This window comes from Stenotrophomonas sp. B2, assembly GCF_014947095.1.
GTDB lineage: Bacteria > Pseudomonadota > Gammaproteobacteria > Xanthomonadales > Xanthomonadaceae > Stenotrophomonas > Stenotrophomonas maltophilia_P.
The window spans coordinates 233,432-249,707 of record NZ_JADCQA010000006.1 but is presented as its reverse complement, the minus strand read 5'-3'; the positions used below and the strand labels follow the sequence as shown (position 1 = coordinate 249,707).

Sequence of the window (16,276 nt, the reverse complement as noted above, 5' to 3'; positions counted from 1 at the left end):
CTAGGCTGGGCCCTCCTTTCCGCGCGGCATGACGATGGGCAAGCTCAAACGCAAGGACTACGACGAACTGCTGCTGCCGTTGCAGCTGGAACTGACCGCGATGGCCCGCTGGGTACAGCACAGCGGGCAGCGGCTGCTGGTGCTGTTCGAAGGCCGCGACACCGCCGGCAAGGGCGGCGCGATCCAGGCCATCAGCCAGCACCTCAATCCGCGCCAATGCCGGGTGGTGGCGCTGCCCAAGCCGACCGACCGCGAGGCGACACAGTGGTACTTCCAGCGCTACGTCGGGCACCTTCCGGCGGCGGGTGAGATCGTGCTGATGGATCGAAGCTGGTACAACCGCGCAGGTGTCGAGCGGGTCATGGGCTACTGCAGCGAGAGCGAGTACCAGCAGTTCCTGCGCCAGGCCCCGGTGTTCGAGCAGCTGCTGGTGGATGACGGCATCCTGTTGTTCAAGTACTGGCTGTGCGTGGACCAGGAGCAGCAGGAGAAGCGCTTCGCCGAGCGCCATATCGATCCCCTCAAGGGCTGGAAGCTGTCACCGGTCGACCTGAAATCGCGCAGCAAGTACAGCGCCTATACCGAAGCACGGGAGGCCATGCTGCGTGCCACCCATCGCGAAGGCGCGCCGTGGACCCTGGTGGACTTCAACGACCAGCGGCTGGGCAGGCTGACCCTGGTACGCAACCTGCTGGACCGGTTGCCCGACACCCGCGTGGACGCGCCTCTGCCGGAGCTGCCGAAGCTGAAGGGCAAGCTGCATCGCGAGCACTACGATGTGCTGAAGCCGATCGAGGACTTCCCGGTCGAGGAGTAGGGGTTGTCTGCAGGGCCTGCGGCCCTGCACCCGCTACGAGCAACGGCAGAAGCAACGGCAACGGCAACGGCAACGGCAACGGCAGACATACCGCGGGGTGGCGGGGCGGTGTCGGAGTGCGGGGACGCCGCAAGTACGTCCCTGTAGGCTTGGCAGCCGCATCCATGCGGCTGACACCCCGCACTCCGACACCGCCCCACCTCTGACAGATATCTGCAATCTGATAGATCCACGCCATGCGTGATGGAATCTCTCGGATAGCGAAATCCAAATTGGGGTCAGAGCCGTTTTCCGCAGGAAAACGGATCTGACCCAATAGCCGTTCCGACAGATCGCAGGAGACTGTCGAAGGCGGGGTGGGTCCGGTTGCGGGGGTGTCCGCGGCATGGATGCCGCGGCCAAGCCCCCATGGATGGGTTTACGGCGTCCCCCGCAACCGGGCCCACCCCGCCATCCCTCAGGGAACCTGCTTCTGCTTCGGCTGTTGCCGTTGCTGTTGCTGTTGCGCGTAGCGGGTGCAGGGCCGCAGGCCCTGCCGGCACACCCACTACTTCGCAGCCGCGATCTGCTTCTCGATGTCGGCCGCCGTAACCGGGCCTAGGAAGCTGTGCGCCAACCGCCCTTGCGGATCGATCAGATGCGTCAGCGGCAGCCCCCGCGGCGTGGCGAAGTCCGCCGGCGGATCGAACGGATCGACGATCACGATCGGATAGGTCACCGGATGCTTGGTCAGGAACGACTGCATCTCCGGCACCTCGATGTCCTCATAGGCCAGGCCGACCACTTCGATGTTGCTGCGCATGGCGTGCAGCGCGGACAACTCCGGCATCTCCTTGCGGCATGGTGCGCACCACGTGGCCCAGAAATTCACCACCACCCACTTGCCCCGATGGGCCGCCAGGTCGTACTCGCTGCCATCGACGGCCTTCATCTTCAACGTGGGGAACTCGGCCGTGACACGCTCGGCCGGCGTGTCCTCGGCCGCAGGCGGTGCCGCCGGTGCGGGAGCCTGGGCCGGTGGCTGGCTGCTGGCCGGGGTCGCGTCCTGCGCAGGCTTGCAGGCCGCCAGGGCAAGCGCCACGGCCAATGGAACTGCCAGCAGCAGCGGAGTCGTGCGGGTCATGGGGTGTCTCCGGAATCGGGATAGATATCGCTGACGCGACGCTTGAGGCGCTCACGCAGAGGCAGGCGCAGTTCATCCAGCGCCGCCAGCGCGGCCTGGCCCAGGCTGTCTTCGCGGTAGGGCAGATGCTGCTCCGCCACCGGGATGCGCAGTTGGGTGCATTCGTACAGATCGGCCAGGCTGACCTGGTCCAGGTCGCGCGCGAGCAGCCATTCACCCCGCTCGTCGCGGCGCAGCAGGCCGATGGCCTCCAGTTTGCAGGCCAGGTCCTGCAGCAGCGAGTCGGTCAGCATCGGCTCCAGCCGCAGGATCTCGTCATCGGCCAGCCCCCTGCCCCGGGCACGCGCCTGGTGGAAGCGGCCGAGCAGGCGCAGCAGCCCATAGAATTCATAGCCCTGCGGCAGGCGCAGCTCGACCGGCTGGTAGCGGAACGCCGCCATCGACGATGCCAGCGATGCGCCAAGCAGCACCGCCACCCAGCACAGATAGATCCACAGCAGCAGGATCGGCACGAACGCGACCGTGCCATAGAGCTTCTGGTAGGACTGGAAACTGCCCAGGTAGGCACCGATGCCCCACTTCACCAGCTCCAGGATCACCGCCGCCAGGATCGCGCCGGGGACGGCGTGCCGCCATTTCACCGTATGGTGCGGCACGACCCGGAACATCAGGCTGATGCAGACGAATTCGATCAGCACCGGTGCCAGCCGCAGCGACAGGTCGGCCAGCCAGCGCCCCTCCTGGGTCCCGAACAGCGGCATTGCCAGTACCCGTGCCGACACTGCCAGCGAGGCGGCGGCAAGCATCGCGCCCAGGGTCAGCACGGTCCAGTAGACCAGGAAGCGGGTCAGCTTGGGCCGGGTCGATCCGACCCGCCAGATCTTGTTGAACGTCTCTTCCACGCTGTTGAGGGTGATCAGCAGCGAGACGACCAGGGCGATGAAGCCGGCCGCGGTGAGCTGGCCAGCGCTGGCCGAGAACTGCCGCAGGTAGCCTTCGGCGGCGCGTGCGGCATTGGGCACGAAGTTGGAGAAGACATAGTCGCTGAGCTGATCGCTCCAGCGGTCGAAGACCGGGAAGGCCGAAAGCACGCCGAACACCACGATCGCCAGCGGAACCAGGGCGAATACCGTGGTGTAGGCCAGTGCGGCGGCCGCCTGGAACAGGCGGTCATCGAGAAAGCGGTGCCACAGGAAGCGGCCGAAGCTGGCGGCACGCGCACGATCGCGCGCGCGTTCCATCCATAGGTTGAGCGTATCCAGAGGTTCCATCGGCGCAAGGGTACCCGATGCGGAATGCACGCAGGATAGCCATACTGGCGTCCACACGATGAGGAGACCTGGGCACGATGGGCGAGATCCTGGTGCTTTACTACAGCCGCGGTGGCTCGGTGGCACGGCTGGCGCGCCAGATCGCGCGGGGAATCGGCGAGGTGCCGGGAATGGTGGCGCGGCTGCGCACGGTGCCGCCGGTGGCGGCCGTGACCCAGACCGCACAGCCGCCGGTGCCCGACGATGGCGCCCCCTACGTGAGCGTGCAGGATCTGGCCGACTGCCAGGGGCTGCTGCTGGGCAGTCCGACGCGGTTCGGCAACATGGCCGCGCCGGTCAAGCACTTCCTCGATGGACTCGGTGCTGAATGGGTCAATGGCACGCTTGCGGGCAAGCCCGCCGGCGTGTTCACCTCGACCGCATCAATGCACGGCGGGCAGGAATCGACCCTGCTGACCATGCAGGTGCCGTTGCTGCATCACGGCTGCCTGATCGTCGGCATTCCGTTCACCGAACCGGGTTTGAGCCACACCACCAGCGGCGGCACGCCCTACGGCGCCAGCCATGTGGCGGGAGCGGCCGATGACCCGCAGCCGACCGATGATGAGGCGGTGCTGGCGCGGGCGCTGGGCCGTCGCGTCGCCGATATCGCGCAGCGGCTGGCCCGATGAACGCCGCGCCGCGTACGGTTCTGCTGCTGGCCCTGATGGGTCTGGCCGCGCTGTTTGCAGGCTGGTTCATCAACGACAAGCACTGGCTGGCCACCCAGCTGGTGTTCACCGCCCCACCGCTTGCACTGGCCATCGCCCTGCGCCTGGGCTGGCGCAAGGCAGGGTTCTGGGCCTCCGTGCTGGCGCTGGGCTGGTTCAGCCATGGCGTGATGAGCGCCTGGAGCCACCCGGAAACGCGCTGGCTGGCCTTGCTCGAGATTGCCCTGGCACTGACCGTGATCTTCGCCGCCAGCCTGCCGGGCCTGCGTGCGCGCTTCGGCAGGCGACGCTGACGCTGCGCCTCCCGGGCCGTATCATCTGCGTTCCCGGCCCCGCGCCGCTGCACCTGTCCTGGTTTCGCGCATGCACATGATGGAAGAGCTCCTGGTCGTCACCACCGGTGGCACGATCGACAAGATCTACTTCGACGACAAGTCGGACTACCAGATCGGCGATCCGCAGATCGGCATGATCCTGCGCGAGCTGGGGGTGACGTTCCGCTTCAACGTGATTCCGATCCTGCGCAAGGACTCGCTGCACATCAACGATGAGGACCGCGAGCTGATCCGGGCCACCATCGCGGCGCAGCCGACCCGGCATGTGCTGGTGACCCATGGCACCGATTCGATGGTGCAGACCGGCAAGGTGCTGGCGACGATCGCGGACAAGACCATCGTGATGACCGGCGCGCTCAGTCCGGCACGTTTCCGCGGTTCGGACGCGGAGTTCAACATCGGCTGCGCGATCGGCGCGGTACAGTCGCTGCCGGCCGGCGTCTACATCGCGATGAACGGGCGGATTTTCGACCCGCAGCACGTGCGCAAGAACGTTGCCGCAAACCGCTTCGAATCGGTTTGAGGAACGGAGTGCCGACCAAGGTCGGCACGCACCACGACGCGGCGGCACGCACCACCGCGCGGCCCCATGCGAAAACGCCCCGGCCGAAGCCAGGGCGTGCCCTAGGAGAGGGTCTTGGGCTCAGTACTGGGCGTTGAGGGTCACGCCCGAGAAGGTGCTGTAGGCCTTCACCCGTACGTACCAGGTACCGGCAGCGGGGCTGTTGACCGTGCAGGTTTCGCTGTTGCCGCTCAGGTACGGACGGCACGTGTAGGCGGTATCGGTCGGCGCGCTGCCCTGCCGCAGGTACAGGTCGGCATCACCGCTGCCGCCGCTGATCGTCACCCGCAGCTGGCTGCTGCCGGACGGGACATTGACGGTGTAGTTCAGCGAAGCGCCCGATGCGGCACCCAGTCCGCTCACCGGTACGTTGTTCTGCAGCACGGTGCCGCCCGGGTTCGGGTTGCCACCGCCATTGATCGCTGCCGCCACTGCAGCATCGGCGTCGATGATGCCGGCGCCACAGCCACCCGAACAGGCACCCGGCAGCGGCCGAGCGGTGCTCTTGATGATGCTTTCCACCTGGGCCGGGCTCAGCGGGCTCGGTGCGACCGACTGCATCAGCGCGACCACGCCGGCCACGTGCGGTGCTGCCATCGAGGTGCCGTTGTACGAGGCATAGCTGGCGCTGCCCGGCGTGGTGGTGCCGGTGTTGAGCGTGGACAGGATCCCTTGGCCCGGCGCGGAGATGTCGATGCCCGTGCCGTAGTTGGAGAAGCTGGCACGTGCGCCCGCCGACGTGGTGGCCGCCACCGCGATCACGTTCGGGCAGTTGGCCGGTACCGATGAAGACACGTTGGTGTTGCTGTTGCCTGCGGCCACCACCACCGTGGTGCCACGGCCGACGGCGCCGTTGATCGCGTTCTGGTAGGTGGTCGAGCAGCTGCCGCCACCACCCAGCGAGAGGTTGATGACCTCGGCCGGATTGGCATTGGCCGGCACGCCGCTGACAGTGCCGCCGGAAGCCCACACGATGGCGTCGGCGATGTCGGAGGTGTAGCCACCGCACTTGCCGAGCACGCGCACCGGCACGACCTTGGCATTGAAAGCCGTGCCCGCCACGCCGGTGCTGTTGTTGGTCACCGCTGCCACGGTGCCGGCAACGTGGGTGCCGTGCCAGCTGGAGTTGGAGGCCGGGTAGCCTGCGCCACATTCGTTGGCGGCGTACCAGTCACCCTCGTCGTTGGGATTGCTGTCGCGGCCACCGCCGTCGCGTGCCATTGCCGCGTCGCTGATGAAGTCATAGCCGGGCAGGATGTTGGCGTTCAGATCGGGGTGATTGGTGATGCCGGTGTCGATCACCGCGACGACCACGCCGGTGCCGGTGGCCTTGTCCCAGGCCGGGCGCACGTTGATCGAGGCGTTGGACGTACCGAACCCCCACTGTTCGCTGAAGCGGGTGTCGTTCGGCGTCAGCGTCGCGCGCATGATCTGGTCGACTTCCACGTATTCGACGTTGGGGTCGGCAGCGAGCTTGCGCATCAGCAGCTCGGATTCGGCCTGGTCCAGCGGACGATCGGTCCTGACCAGGGTTGGGCCGACGGCCAGCTTGCGGACCTGCTGCAGGCCCAGCGCGCGGCCCTGGCTGCTGGCAAGGCCCGCAGCCGCTGTCTTCAGCGACGATGCCAGGGCGGTGGTGTTGGCCACCGGCGCACTGCCGTCGCGATACTTGACGATGAAACGCTGGTGCGTCGGCGCGGACTGCAGCCCGCTGAGCTGGACATCACCGGCCAGCGCAGGCGTGGCCAGCAGCAGCGATGAAAGAACGGAAGCACCAAGGACCACCCACACTCGACGCACACGCGGTTGCGTTACCTGGGACATCGTATTTCCCTTTCTAGTGGTGTGAATGCCGGAATCGGCAGAAACACCGGCCCGAACCATGGGCTGGCTTGCGTTGGCGAGGTCCGGAGTCCGGCGAGCCAGCGGATCCCCCTTACGATCCGCCGTGCCGATGACGCTAATGGCCTAAACCGGACACCACAATATTTTCAGTGTCTTTTCAGGAACATGAAATGTTCGATCTGAGACTTTCCGGGTCGAGGGTTTGTGAAGATGAAGGAACTTTCGCGCCACGCGCACGAACCTGACTGGGCAGATGTCCTGTCCACCGATGACTTTGCCGACATCGGCGGCCGGCCTTCCCTGTAAACGACGAAAGCCCGTCGCGGGGACGGGCCTTCGGGGAACAGCGCAGCCGGGCATGGGCCCGGCGCTACAGCCTGGCGGGAGGATCAGCCCAGCCTGACCAGCCAGTTGTGACGGTCCGGCAGGCGGCCGTACTGGATGTCGGTCAGTTCCTTGCGCAGCGACATGGTCACTTCGCCGGCCGGCGCGTTGAGGTCGCCCACCGAGAAGCCTTCGCCCTTGAGCTGGCCGATCGGAGTCACCACCGCAGCGGTGCCGCAGGCGAACACCTCGCTGATCGCACCGGATGCAACGCCGTCCTTCCACTCGTCGATGCTGACCTTGCGCTCCTCGACCTTCATGCCGCGGTCGCGGGCCAGCTGCAGGATGCTCTCGCGTGTGATGCCTTCCAGGATGCTGCCCGACAGCTGCGGCGTGACCAGGGTGCCGTCCTTGTAGACCAGGAAGACGTTCATGCCGCCCAGTTCCTCCAGGTACTTGCCCTCGACCGGGTCGAGGAACAGCACCTGCGAGCAGCCCTGCGCCTGGGCCTTCTGCTGCGGCAGCAGCGAGGCGGCGTAATTGCCACCGCACTTGGCCGCGCCGGTGCCGCCCTTGGCCGCACGCGCATATTCGGTGGACAGCCAGATCGACACCGGTGCCACGCCCTTGGCGAAGTACGGACCGGCCGGGCTGGCGATGACGTAATAGCCGGCCTTGTGCGCGCCACGCACGCCGAGGAAGGCCTCGTCGCCGATCATGAACGGGCGGAAGTAAAGGCTGGACTCATCCGCCGACGGCACCCAGGCGCTGTCCACGGCGATCAGCTGTTTCAGCGACTCGACGAAGATCTCCACCGGCAGTTCCGGCAGCGCCAGGCGCTGTGCCGAGCGCTGCAGGCGACGGCCGTTGGCATCCGGACGGAAGGTCCAGATCGAGCCGTCGGCGTGGCGGTAGGCCTTGATGCCCTCGAAGATCTCCTGGCCGTAATGCAGCACGGCCGCTGCCGGGTCCAGCTGCAACGGGCCATAGGCACGCACGTTGGCGTTGTGCCAGCCGGTGTCCTTGTCCCACCGCACTTCCACCATGTGGTCGGTGAAGTGCAGGCCGAAACCCGGCTTCTCCAGGATCGTGGCGCGCTCTTCAGCGCTGCGCGGGTGGTCCGAACGGGTGACGGCGAAGCTGGGGATGGACTGGGACACCGGAGGATTCCTGTTCTGGTTGCGGGTAGTGCCGGGCCCGCGTCACTGCGGGCCCTGGGTCAAAGCATGCCGGTCTCGAGACGGGCCGCCTCGGACATCATGTGCTGGTTCCATGGCGGATCGAACACCAGCTCGACGTCGGCCTCGGCCACCGTCGGGATCATTTCCAGCTTGCTGCGCACGTCGTCGACCAGGATGTCACCCATGCCGCACGCGGGCGCGGTCAGGGTCATCTTCACGTCGATCTCGCGCTGGCCCTCGTCCAGATGCTTGATCTCGACCTCGTAGACGAGGCCCAGTTCGACGATGTTCACCGGAATTTCCGGATCGAAGCAGGTGCGAAGCTGCTGCCATACCAGTTGCTCCACCTGTTCGTCGGTGGCGTCGGCCGGCAGTTCCAGCGGAGCGGGTGCTTCCTTGCCGATGGCGTCGCCATCCTTGCCGGCGATGCGGAACAGGTTGCCTTCGACGAATACCGAATAGCTGCCGCCCAGCGCCTGGGTGATGTACCCATAGCTGCCGGCGGGCAGGGTCACGGTGTCGCCCTGCGGGACCATCACGGCCTCGCAATCGCGTTCGAAGTGGACAGGTTCGCTGCTACGGGAATACATGGGGACCGATATGGGGCCGTGGCCATGGCCACGCAAGACGGCATTCTAGCCCAGCCGTCCTGCGCCCGCCGGTGCACCGCGGCAAACCACAGTATCCTGTGGGTGACTTTCAGGAAGCTTCGATGTCCTCCAATGCCGCGCGTGCCAGGACCGTGACCTGGCTCTGGCCCTTCATGCTGCTGCTGGGCCTGGTTGTTGCTCCCCTCGCCTGGATGCTGCTGGCCCTGATGACCGGCCGCCAGGTCGGCTGGATGGCAGTGCTGACCGCTCTGGAACTGGTGTTCATGCTGCGTCTGGGCACACTCGGTCCCGGCCGTCTTCGCGTGGCCCTGGTGGTGGCCGGCACGCTGCTGGTGGCGGCGGTGGCGAACTGGGCGATCGCCAGCGCCTGGATGGGCGGCTCGATGGGGCTCAACCCCTGGGACGCCTCGCTGCGCATGGGCCCGCATCTGGCCTGGACGCTGATCAACCTGGCCAATGGCGCGATGGAATGGCTGTGGCTGGCGATCGGCGTGGCCGTCGGCGCCTGGCTGGCGCGCTGATCGCACCTGATTCGGGTTGCGCGGGGCCTGGCCGGGCTAACGCTGCGGCCCGCGCCGCTGGCGCGGGGCTGGGCCGGGCGCTGCCGGTACAGCTCAATGCCCGCCGTCGAGCGCCTTCAGCTCGCTGACCAGCGACGCTGCCGCCTCAGCGCCGTCCCCGTACAGCATGCGCGTGTTGTCGGCGTAGAACAGCGCATTCTCGATCCCGGCAAAGCCGGTCCCGCGACCGCGCTTGATCACCACCACGTTGCGTGCGTTGATCACGTCCAGCACCGGCATGCCGTAGATCGGACTGGCCGGATCGGTACGTGCGACCGGATTGACCACGTCGTTGGCGCCGATCACCAGCACCACATCGGTACTGGTGAACTCGGGATTGATGTCGTCCATGTCGGCGATCAGGTCGTACGGCACACCGGCCTCGGCCAGCAGCACGTTCATGTGCCCGGGCATGCGCCCGGCGACCGGATGGATGGCGAACTTCACCTTGACCCCGCGCTGCCCCAACCGCTGTGCCAGTTCCCAGATCTTGTGCTGGGCCTGGGCCACGGCCATGCCGTAACCGGGCACGATCACCACGCGCTCGGCGAAGGCCATCATTGCCGCCACATCGGCCGCCTCGATCGGCTTCTGCGCGCCGGTGATCGCCTGTGCCTCTCCGCCTGCACCCCCCCCGAAATTGGAGAACAGCACGTTGCGGATAGGCCGGTTCATCGCCTTGGCCATCAGGCGGGTCAGCAGGATGCCCGCCGCGCCGACCATCATGCCGGCGATGATCAAGGCCTCGTTGCCCAGCACGTAGCCCTCGAAGGACACCGCCAGACCGGTGAATGCGTTGTACAGCGAGATCACCACCGGCATGTCGGCGCCACCGATCGGCAGCGTCATCAGCACGCCCAGTGCCAGTGCCAGCACGAAGAAGGCGATGATCGCCCAGGTGCTGAGCGTGCTGGCCGCGACGATGGCCAGCACCACCACCGCCAGCGCCACCACCAGGTTCAACGCCTGCTGCCCTGGCCAGGTGACCCGCTTGTCGAGGCGGCCATCCAGCTTGGCCCAGGCGATCACGGAGCCGGACAGCGACACCGCGCCGATCGCGGCGCCGACCACCGCCAGCAGCAGCACGGTGGTGGAAGGCTGGCGCGCGGCAAGGTCGGCCAGCGCCTGTTCGCTCCAATGGGTGGTATCGCGATGGGCCAGGAAGGCGTAGCGCAGCAGTTCGACCGCACCGATCGCCGCCGCCGAACCACCGCCCATGCCGTTGTACAGCGCCACCATCTGCGGCATGTCGGTGACCGCGACCTTGCCGGCCGACCACCAGGCCAGGCCGGCACCCAGCAGCAGCGCGACCAGGATAAGCGGCACGTTGTGCAGGTCGGGCAGGAAGAAGGTGGCCGCGGTGGCCAGCAGCATGCCCAGCCCGGCCCAGCGGATGCCGCTGCGCGCGGTCAGCGGCGAGGCCATCCGCTGCAGGCCGAGCAGGAAGAGCGTGGCGGCCACCAGGTAGCTGGCCTTGACCAGCCAATCGAGCAGTTCGACGGTGCTGATGTTCAAGCCTGCGGCTCCTTCGGTTCGTCCTTGCCTGCCCGCGGCGCGCTCGGCCTGAACATCTCCAGCATGCGCGCGGTGACCACGTAGCCGCCGGCGGCGTTACCGGCACCGAGCACCACGGCGATGAAGCCCAAGGCCTTTTCCAGCGGCGTCTGTGCGTGGCCGAGCACCACCATCGCGCCGATCAGCACGATGCCGTGGATGAAATTGGAACCCGACATCAGCGGGGTGTGCAGGATCACCGGCACCCGCGAAATGATCACGTGGCCGGCGATGGCGGCCAGCATGAAGATGTACAGCGCCACGAACCCGTCACTCATCAGCAACGCTCCCGCTCTGTCTTCGTCGGCCCATCATAACCATGGGCTGAACCCGGCGCGCATCCTCGTCAACCGGGGCCGCGCTCACGCGTTGTCGATGGTGACCCCGAGCAAGGAACCGTACCCTGTGCTGGTGAGCAGCCCCGTCCCCCCGACCGCCGACACCGATGCCCTGCCGGCGTCGCTGGAAGCGTTCCTGGCGAGCATCGGCCCGCGCGCGTTCCGCTTCGCCGAGGCCGGCCTGCGCCAGCGCGAGGATGCCCTGGACGCCGTGCAGGATGCCCTGCTGCGCATGCTGGACTATGCCGACAAGCCCGCCAGCGAATGGGCGCCCCTGTTCTGGAGCATCCTGCGCCGGCGGGTGATCGACCTGCAGCGCCGACGCCGCTTCCGCCTCCCGTTCTGGCGCGACAACCAGGATGCCGACGGTGCCGACATCGACTGGGCCGACCCCGGCCCTACCCCGGCGCAGGCGCACGAGCAGCACCAGCAGTACCAGCAGCTGGTGCAGGCGCTGCGTACGCTGCCCGCCCGCCAGCGCGAAGCGTTCACCCTGCGCGTGCTGCAGGAACTGGACGGCGCCACCACCGCCCGCGCCATGGGCTGCAGCGAAGGCGCGGTAAAGACCCATCTCGCACGCGCCCGGCAGGCGCTGCAGGATTATCTGGAGAACCCCCCGTGAACCGCTCCCTGCCCTCCGATGACGCCTTGCGGCGCCTGCATGCGCATTCTCTGCGGGCGCTGTCGCCGGCAACGCTGTCGCGCCTGCGCCAGGCCCGCCAGGGCGCCCATGCAGCCCATCGTGGGCGCTGGCGTTGGTGGCTGGCCAGCGCCTGCTCGCTGGTGGTGGCGCTGGGCATCGGCGTGCAGTTCACCGGTCCGGACGTGCCGACGCGGCCTGCGCCGGTACCGACCGTTGCCGCAGTGGAAGACAACAGCGCGCTGTACGACGAGAATCCCGATCTGTACCTGTGGCTGGGCGACACCGACCTGGCGATGGAGTGAATCATGCTGCGACATCTCTCCCTGCCCCTGCTGATCGCCCTGGCGCTGCTGCCTGCAGCACCGGTGCTGGCGCAGACCCATGCGCCCGCGCCGCCCGCTCCCGGTGCTCCACTGCCTGCCTGGGATCAGCTCAGCCCCGCCCAGCGCGAGGCGGTGCTGGCCCCGCTGCGCGACCGCTGGAACGGCGCCGATGCCGGTCAGCGCCAGCGCATGCTGGCCCATGGCCAGCGCTGGCAGTCCATGAGCCCGGAAGAGCGCGACAAGGCCCGCCGTGGCCTGCGCCGGTTCGAGCACATGAGCCCGGAACAGCGTGAACAGGCACGCGCACTGTTCGGGCAGATGCGCCAGCTGCCCCCTGCCCAGCGCGACGCCCTGCGCGATCGCTGGTCCCGGATGACGCCGGAGGAGCGTCGCGACTGGGTGCGGGACAACCCGCCACCGGCAAAGCCGCGGTAGGCCTTCGGGATGCAGGGTCAGATCCCTTTGCCAGAGGCAAAGGGATCTGACCCGATGTCATTCACGCCTGCCAGCGCGTCTTTGCCAGCAGTTCGTCTTCCCAGTCGAAGCTCAGCTGACCTTCGCGTACGAACAGGGCAACGAAGTTGAGCAGGTTGCGCGCATACATCTCGCTGGCCTGGGTCGCACCCCGGCTGGCCAGGCCCAGTGGTCCATCGATGGTCACGCCCTGGTGTTCGATGCACTGCCCCGGCTGGGTCAGCGCGCAGTTGCCGCCGCTCTCGGCCGCCAGATCGACGATCACACTGCCCGCCGCCATGCCTTCCACCATCGCCGCAGTGACGATGGTCGGTGCCGGACGGCCCGGCACGGCTGCGGTACAGATCACTACATCGACGCTGCGCAGATGGTCGGCCAGCCGCCGCTGCTGCTCGGCCCGTTCTTCCTCGGTCAGCGCCCGCGCGTAGCCGCCCTCGCCGGCCGCGCTGACGCCCAGGTCGAGGAAGCGTGCGCCCAGCGACTGGATCTGCTCGCGCGTTTCCGGCCGCACATCGAATCCTTCCACCTGGGCGCCGAGGCGGCGCGCAGTAGCGATCGCCTGCAATCCTGCAACGCCGGCGCCGATCACCAGCACCTTGGCCGGACGCACGGTACCGGCCGCGGTGGTCAGCATCGGGAAGAAGCGCGGTGCACGCTCGGCTGCGATGAGCGCAGCCTTGTAGCCCGCCATGCCGGCCTGCGAACTGAGCACATCCATCGCCTGCGCACGGGTGGTGCGCGGCAACAGCTGCAGCGGGAACAGCAGCAGGCGGTCCTCGCTGGCCAGCGCCGCCAGTGTCGGATCGCTGGCCGGCGTCAGCAGGCCGACCACGGCTGCGCCCGGCTTGAGCCGGGCCAGCACCTGCGCCGGCGGCGCCTGCACGCACAGAAGGATGTCGATCTCGCCCCAGCGACCGTCATCGAATGCACGTGCGCCCGCGTCCTGATAGGCGGCATCGGGAAAACCGGCGGCCTCGCCCGCACCGGTTTCGTACCAGACGGTGACGCCCAGTGCGGCGAGCTTGCGCGCGGTCTCCGGCGTCAACGCTACGCGCCGTTCGCCCGGCGCGGTCTCCTTGATCCCCAGCAACGCCACGGCCATGCAGGTCCCCGCTGATCGGTGAGTTTTCCCGATCCTAGCAGGCGGCTCCCGCTCAGTGCAGGGTGGCGTTGCCCGGGTCGAGGCGGTCGATCACGCCCTGCATGGCGCTGTCGAAGGCGCCATCGTCGACATGCGCACGCAGGCGGCCCAGCCGCACCATCACCGCCAGTTCCTCCGGCGAAGCCACGCAGAAGCGCACGCCACGCCGGTTGACGAACAGCAGCCGGGAAGAAATCGGGCTCACCCAGGACAGCTTGCCGGCCTGCACCTTGCCGTCCTTGTCGACGAAGTCCAGCCAACTGCCGATCTCCATCCGGCGGAAGCGATCGGCATCGGCATTGTCGAAATCGTCGGTATCCACCTGGCTGCCCAGTTCGACCGTCGGCGAGTCCGCAACCGGCGGCATGGGCAGGACAACCTGCGGCAGCTCCGGCAGCGCACGTTCCAGCTCCGGCCGTGACTCGGCGATGCCCTGCAGGGTGTCATGCAGTGCATCGATGGCCGAGGTTGCCGCATCGCCGTGTACGCCGACACTGGCGAACACCTTGGCCAGCACCGGCTGCCAGGCTTGCAGCCAGGGCTTGCCGATGATCTGCCGGCGCGCTTCGGCCACTTCCTCCAGCAGGCCATCGCCCAGGGCCAGGGCTTCGGCGACCGATGCACCGTCTTCGCCCTCGCGCAGCAGCGCCAGGGTCAGGTGGTGCTGCCACGGCTGGCGCAGGAACTCGGCGATGGCCGGTGGCAGGGTGGCATCGCCTATGCGGCGATCCAGCTCGGTGGCCGCGCGCGTGCGGGCCATTTCCAGCTTTTCCTGGCCGCGCTGCGTTTCCGCTGCGCGCCGCTCGGCAATCTCGACGCGGCGACGGTGCTGCACCAGGAAGTCGCGGAACTCCTCTTCCAGGGTGAGGAAGATGGCCAGGTTCTCGTTGAACTCGGCGACCAGGCGCTCGATGATCTCCTCCACCTTGGCCATCAGCATGCGCTCGGCCTGGCTCTCGCCGGTGTTGCCTTCGCAGGCCTCGGCCAACGAATTGAGCAGCTTGCGCGCCGGATGGGTCTTCTGCACGAACATGCGGCGGTCGAGCATGGCGACCTTGACGAAGGGCACCACCAGGCGGCCGATCAGTTCGCGCGAGCGACCCTCCAGTTCGCGTTCATCCAGCATGACGTCGAACAGCATGCCGACCAGGTCGATCGCGTCCTCGTCCTGCGGATCCAGGCGGGTCTGGCCCGGGTCGACGCCCAGCCGGGTGGCGCTGGACAACACCTCGCTCTTCAGGCGCTGCGCGAGCGACTCACCATCCTCACCGATCGCCGCACGCAGCGTGGCGCTGGGGGTCGCCTGCAGCAGCGACAGCACCGACATCATCTCGCGCTGGCTCAACGGGCGCTGCTGGCCCACGGCCACCTGCGCGGCCGATGTTGCGTCCTCACGCACGTGGCGCGTCTGCTGCAGCAGTTCCTGCAGCGCTTCCAGCAACATCCCCTGCTGGCCATAGGCCTCGCTGCCGGCGGCGCCGGGACCGTCCCCACCGGCCTGCTGAAGGTGGCCTCGGCGCTCGGACCAGCGCGCGGCGAAGCGCTGCGCCCACGCCGGTGCGGCCTGCTCGTCATCGCTGAAATCGCTGTCGAACCCCGGCACCGGGCGCTGTTCGACCAGATCGTCCAGCCCCTGCGGTGAACGCGGGCCCGGTGCCGCCGGGGTGCGGCGCACCGCGCCCATCTGCGACATCACGCCGGCCGCCGCGAGCTGCTCGTCCAGCTTGTCGTAGATGCGGCCGACCGGCGCGCGCAGGTCGCGCTCGCACAGCTTGATCAGCACCAGGTGGACTTCCGGCGCCAGTTCGCAGCCGGCGAAGGCCTCGTGGATGGCCACGCCCAGATGTTCCGGGCTGATCGGGTTCAGGTCGGCATCCAGCGGCACATCGCCGGCCAGCCAGCCCAGGCGGCGGTCCAGCCGCGCCAGAACCGGCTTGAAATCACGCAGCAGCACCGTGGCGAAGTTGCGCACCGCCAGCCGCGATTCGAGCACGTGCTCGGCCAGCAGGCTCAGGCCATCCTCGGCCGGGCCGGACAGGGTCGCATCCGCCGACAGTGGCTCTCCGGCAACCAGAGCCGCCCAGGCGCGTTGCAGATGGCCGGCAAAGGCCGCCGCTATCTCCTCGCGCCGCCGGCGCAGCTCGCGCATCGCATCAAGGAACAGCAGCTGCGAGGCGCCGGCATTGCCGGCACGGTCGAACAGGGCGTCGTCGAAGCGCGCCAGTGCCGCCCCGAAGGCCTGGCACAGCGCGGGCAGGACGGCGTCACGGGCAAGCTGGAACTGGGCCGGGTCACGACCCGACGTTCCCAACGGTGTGGGCGCGCTCATCATTCGGGAAGGCTCCCCACCTTCTCTGGTGCGACAGACAACATGGACATCGCGACGACCGGCACACCCCATGTACCGATACGTCGATGGTAGGCCGGCCCGCCCCTCACGGACAGTGAAACAGTCCTCACTTCA

At 67.9% G+C, this 16,276-nt stretch carries 17 protein-coding genes; 8 read left to right on the top strand and 9 right to left on the bottom strand.

Going from position 1 to position 16,276, the window contains the following annotated elements; all coding sequences use genetic code 11:
* The first annotated feature begins 34 nt into the window (after positions 1-34).
* Entirely contained in the window at positions 35-817 is a 783-nt protein-coding gene (gene ppk2, locus IMX13_RS09310) for a polyphosphate kinase 2 (RefSeq protein WP_053520281.1), read from the top strand.
* A gap of 547 nt (positions 818-1,364) precedes the next feature.
* Here ppk2 and IMX13_RS09305 read toward each other — a convergent pair.
* Positions 1,365-1,940 carry a TlpA disulfide reductase family protein gene (locus tag IMX13_RS09305; protein ID WP_065182859.1) on the bottom strand — a complete coding sequence of 192 codons (576 nt, stop codon included), beginning with the start codon at positions 1,938-1,940 and terminating at the stop codon, positions 1,365-1,367.
* Complete coding sequence (locus IMX13_RS09300) at positions 1,937-3,211, bottom strand: YihY family inner membrane protein (RefSeq protein WP_053519156.1); 1,275 nt, start codon at positions 3,209-3,211, stop codon at positions 1,937-1,939. Before IMX13_RS09300 ends, IMX13_RS09305 begins: the two co-directional genes overlap by 4 nt.
* A gap of 77 nt (positions 3,212-3,288) precedes the next feature.
* On the opposite strand from IMX13_RS09300, the gene wrbA reads away from it, so the two are divergent.
* From wrbA to IMX13_RS09285, 3 genes are all read left to right on the top strand, one after another.
* A complete protein-coding gene (gene wrbA / locus IMX13_RS09295; protein ID WP_053519154.1) occupies positions 3,289-3,882 on the top strand; it encodes an NAD(P)H:quinone oxidoreductase in 594 nt (197 codons plus the stop codon).
* Positions 3,879-4,214: a DUF2069 domain-containing protein gene (locus IMX13_RS09290; RefSeq protein ID WP_065175995.1), complete on the top strand. Its 336-nt coding sequence runs from the start codon at positions 3,879-3,881 to the stop codon at positions 4,212-4,214. The genes wrbA and IMX13_RS09290 overlap by 4 nt, the downstream gene beginning before the upstream one ends.
* Before the next feature lie 79 nt (positions 4,215-4,293).
* Positions 4,294-4,779 (top strand): asparaginase domain-containing protein, encoded by a 486-nt coding sequence (locus IMX13_RS09285; protein ID WP_053519164.1) that lies wholly within the window; start codon positions 4,294-4,296, stop codon positions 4,777-4,779.
* A gap of 120 nt (positions 4,780-4,899) precedes the next feature.
* Here IMX13_RS09285 and IMX13_RS09280 read toward each other — a convergent pair whose 3' ends face one another.
* The 3 genes from IMX13_RS09280 to sufT form a co-directional block, all read right to left on the bottom strand.
* On the bottom strand, positions 4,900-6,642 hold the full coding sequence (locus IMX13_RS09280; RefSeq protein WP_193396239.1) for a S8 family peptidase: 1,743 nt from the start codon (positions 6,640-6,642) through the stop codon (positions 4,900-4,902).
* A gap of 410 nt (positions 6,643-7,052) precedes the next feature.
* Positions 7,053-8,147 carry a branched-chain amino acid aminotransferase gene (locus IMX13_RS09275; RefSeq protein ID WP_053519148.1) on the bottom strand — a complete coding sequence of 365 codons (1,095 nt, stop codon included), beginning with the start codon at positions 8,145-8,147 and terminating at the stop codon, positions 7,053-7,055.
* Between the two features lie 59 nt (positions 8,148-8,206).
* A complete protein-coding gene (gene sufT / locus IMX13_RS09270; RefSeq protein ID WP_004144911.1) occupies positions 8,207-8,758 on the bottom strand; it encodes a putative Fe-S cluster assembly protein SufT in 552 nt (183 codons plus the stop codon).
* Between the two features lie 122 nt (positions 8,759-8,880).
* On the opposite strand from sufT, the gene IMX13_RS09265 reads away from it, so the two are divergent.
* Positions 8,881-9,300, top strand: a complete 420-nt coding sequence (locus tag IMX13_RS09265; protein ID WP_053519146.1) for a hypothetical protein — start codon at positions 8,881-8,883, stop codon at positions 9,298-9,300.
* A gap of 93 nt (positions 9,301-9,393) precedes the next feature.
* Here IMX13_RS09265 and IMX13_RS09260 read toward each other — a convergent pair whose 3' ends face one another.
* Together IMX13_RS09260 and IMX13_RS09255 are read right to left on the bottom strand one after the other, a co-directional pair.
* On the bottom strand, positions 9,394-10,854 hold the full coding sequence (locus IMX13_RS09260) for an NAD(P)(+) transhydrogenase (Re/Si-specific) subunit beta (RefSeq protein ID WP_193396238.1): 1,461 nt from the start codon (positions 10,852-10,854) through the stop codon (positions 9,394-9,396).
* Positions 10,851-11,171 (bottom strand): NAD(P) transhydrogenase subunit alpha, encoded by a 321-nt coding sequence (locus tag IMX13_RS09255; RefSeq protein WP_053519142.1) that lies wholly within the window; start codon positions 11,169-11,171, stop codon positions 10,851-10,853. The genes IMX13_RS09260 and IMX13_RS09255 overlap by 4 nt, the downstream gene beginning before the upstream one ends.
* A 97-nt stretch (positions 11,172-11,268) precedes the next feature.
* On the opposite strand from IMX13_RS09255, the gene IMX13_RS09250 reads away from it, so the two are divergent.
* The 3 genes from IMX13_RS09250 to IMX13_RS09240 are packed head-to-tail and all read left to right on the top strand — an operon-like array spanning position 11,269 to position 12,632.
* Complete coding sequence (locus IMX13_RS09250) at positions 11,269-11,853, top strand: RNA polymerase sigma factor (RefSeq protein ID WP_081284450.1); 585 nt, start codon at positions 11,269-11,271, stop codon at positions 11,851-11,853.
* The gene (locus IMX13_RS09245) at positions 11,850-12,176 is read left to right on the top strand and encodes a hypothetical protein (protein WP_193396237.1); all 327 of its coding nucleotides are present in this window, start codon (positions 11,850-11,852) and stop codon (positions 12,174-12,176) included. Before IMX13_RS09250 ends, IMX13_RS09245 begins: the two co-directional genes overlap by 4 nt.
* Before the next feature lie 3 nt (positions 12,177-12,179).
* Positions 12,180-12,632 carry a DUF3106 domain-containing protein gene (locus tag IMX13_RS09240; protein WP_053519136.1) on the top strand — a complete coding sequence of 151 codons (453 nt, stop codon included), beginning with the start codon at positions 12,180-12,182 and terminating at the stop codon, positions 12,630-12,632.
* Positions 12,633-12,693: 61 nt separating this feature from the next.
* Here the strand turns inward: IMX13_RS09240 and IMX13_RS09235 are convergent, their stop codons facing one another.
* Positions 12,694-13,773, bottom strand: a complete 1,080-nt coding sequence (locus IMX13_RS09235; RefSeq protein WP_111186078.1) for an NAD(P) transhydrogenase subunit alpha — start codon at positions 13,771-13,773, stop codon at positions 12,694-12,696.
* Positions 13,774-13,825: 52 nt separating this feature from the next.
* Positions 13,826-16,144 carry a DUF1631 domain-containing protein gene (locus tag IMX13_RS09230; protein WP_053519132.1) on the bottom strand — a complete coding sequence of 773 codons (2,319 nt, stop codon included), beginning with the start codon at positions 16,142-16,144 and terminating at the stop codon, positions 13,826-13,828.
* Between the last annotated feature and the right edge of the window lie 132 nt (positions 16,145-16,276).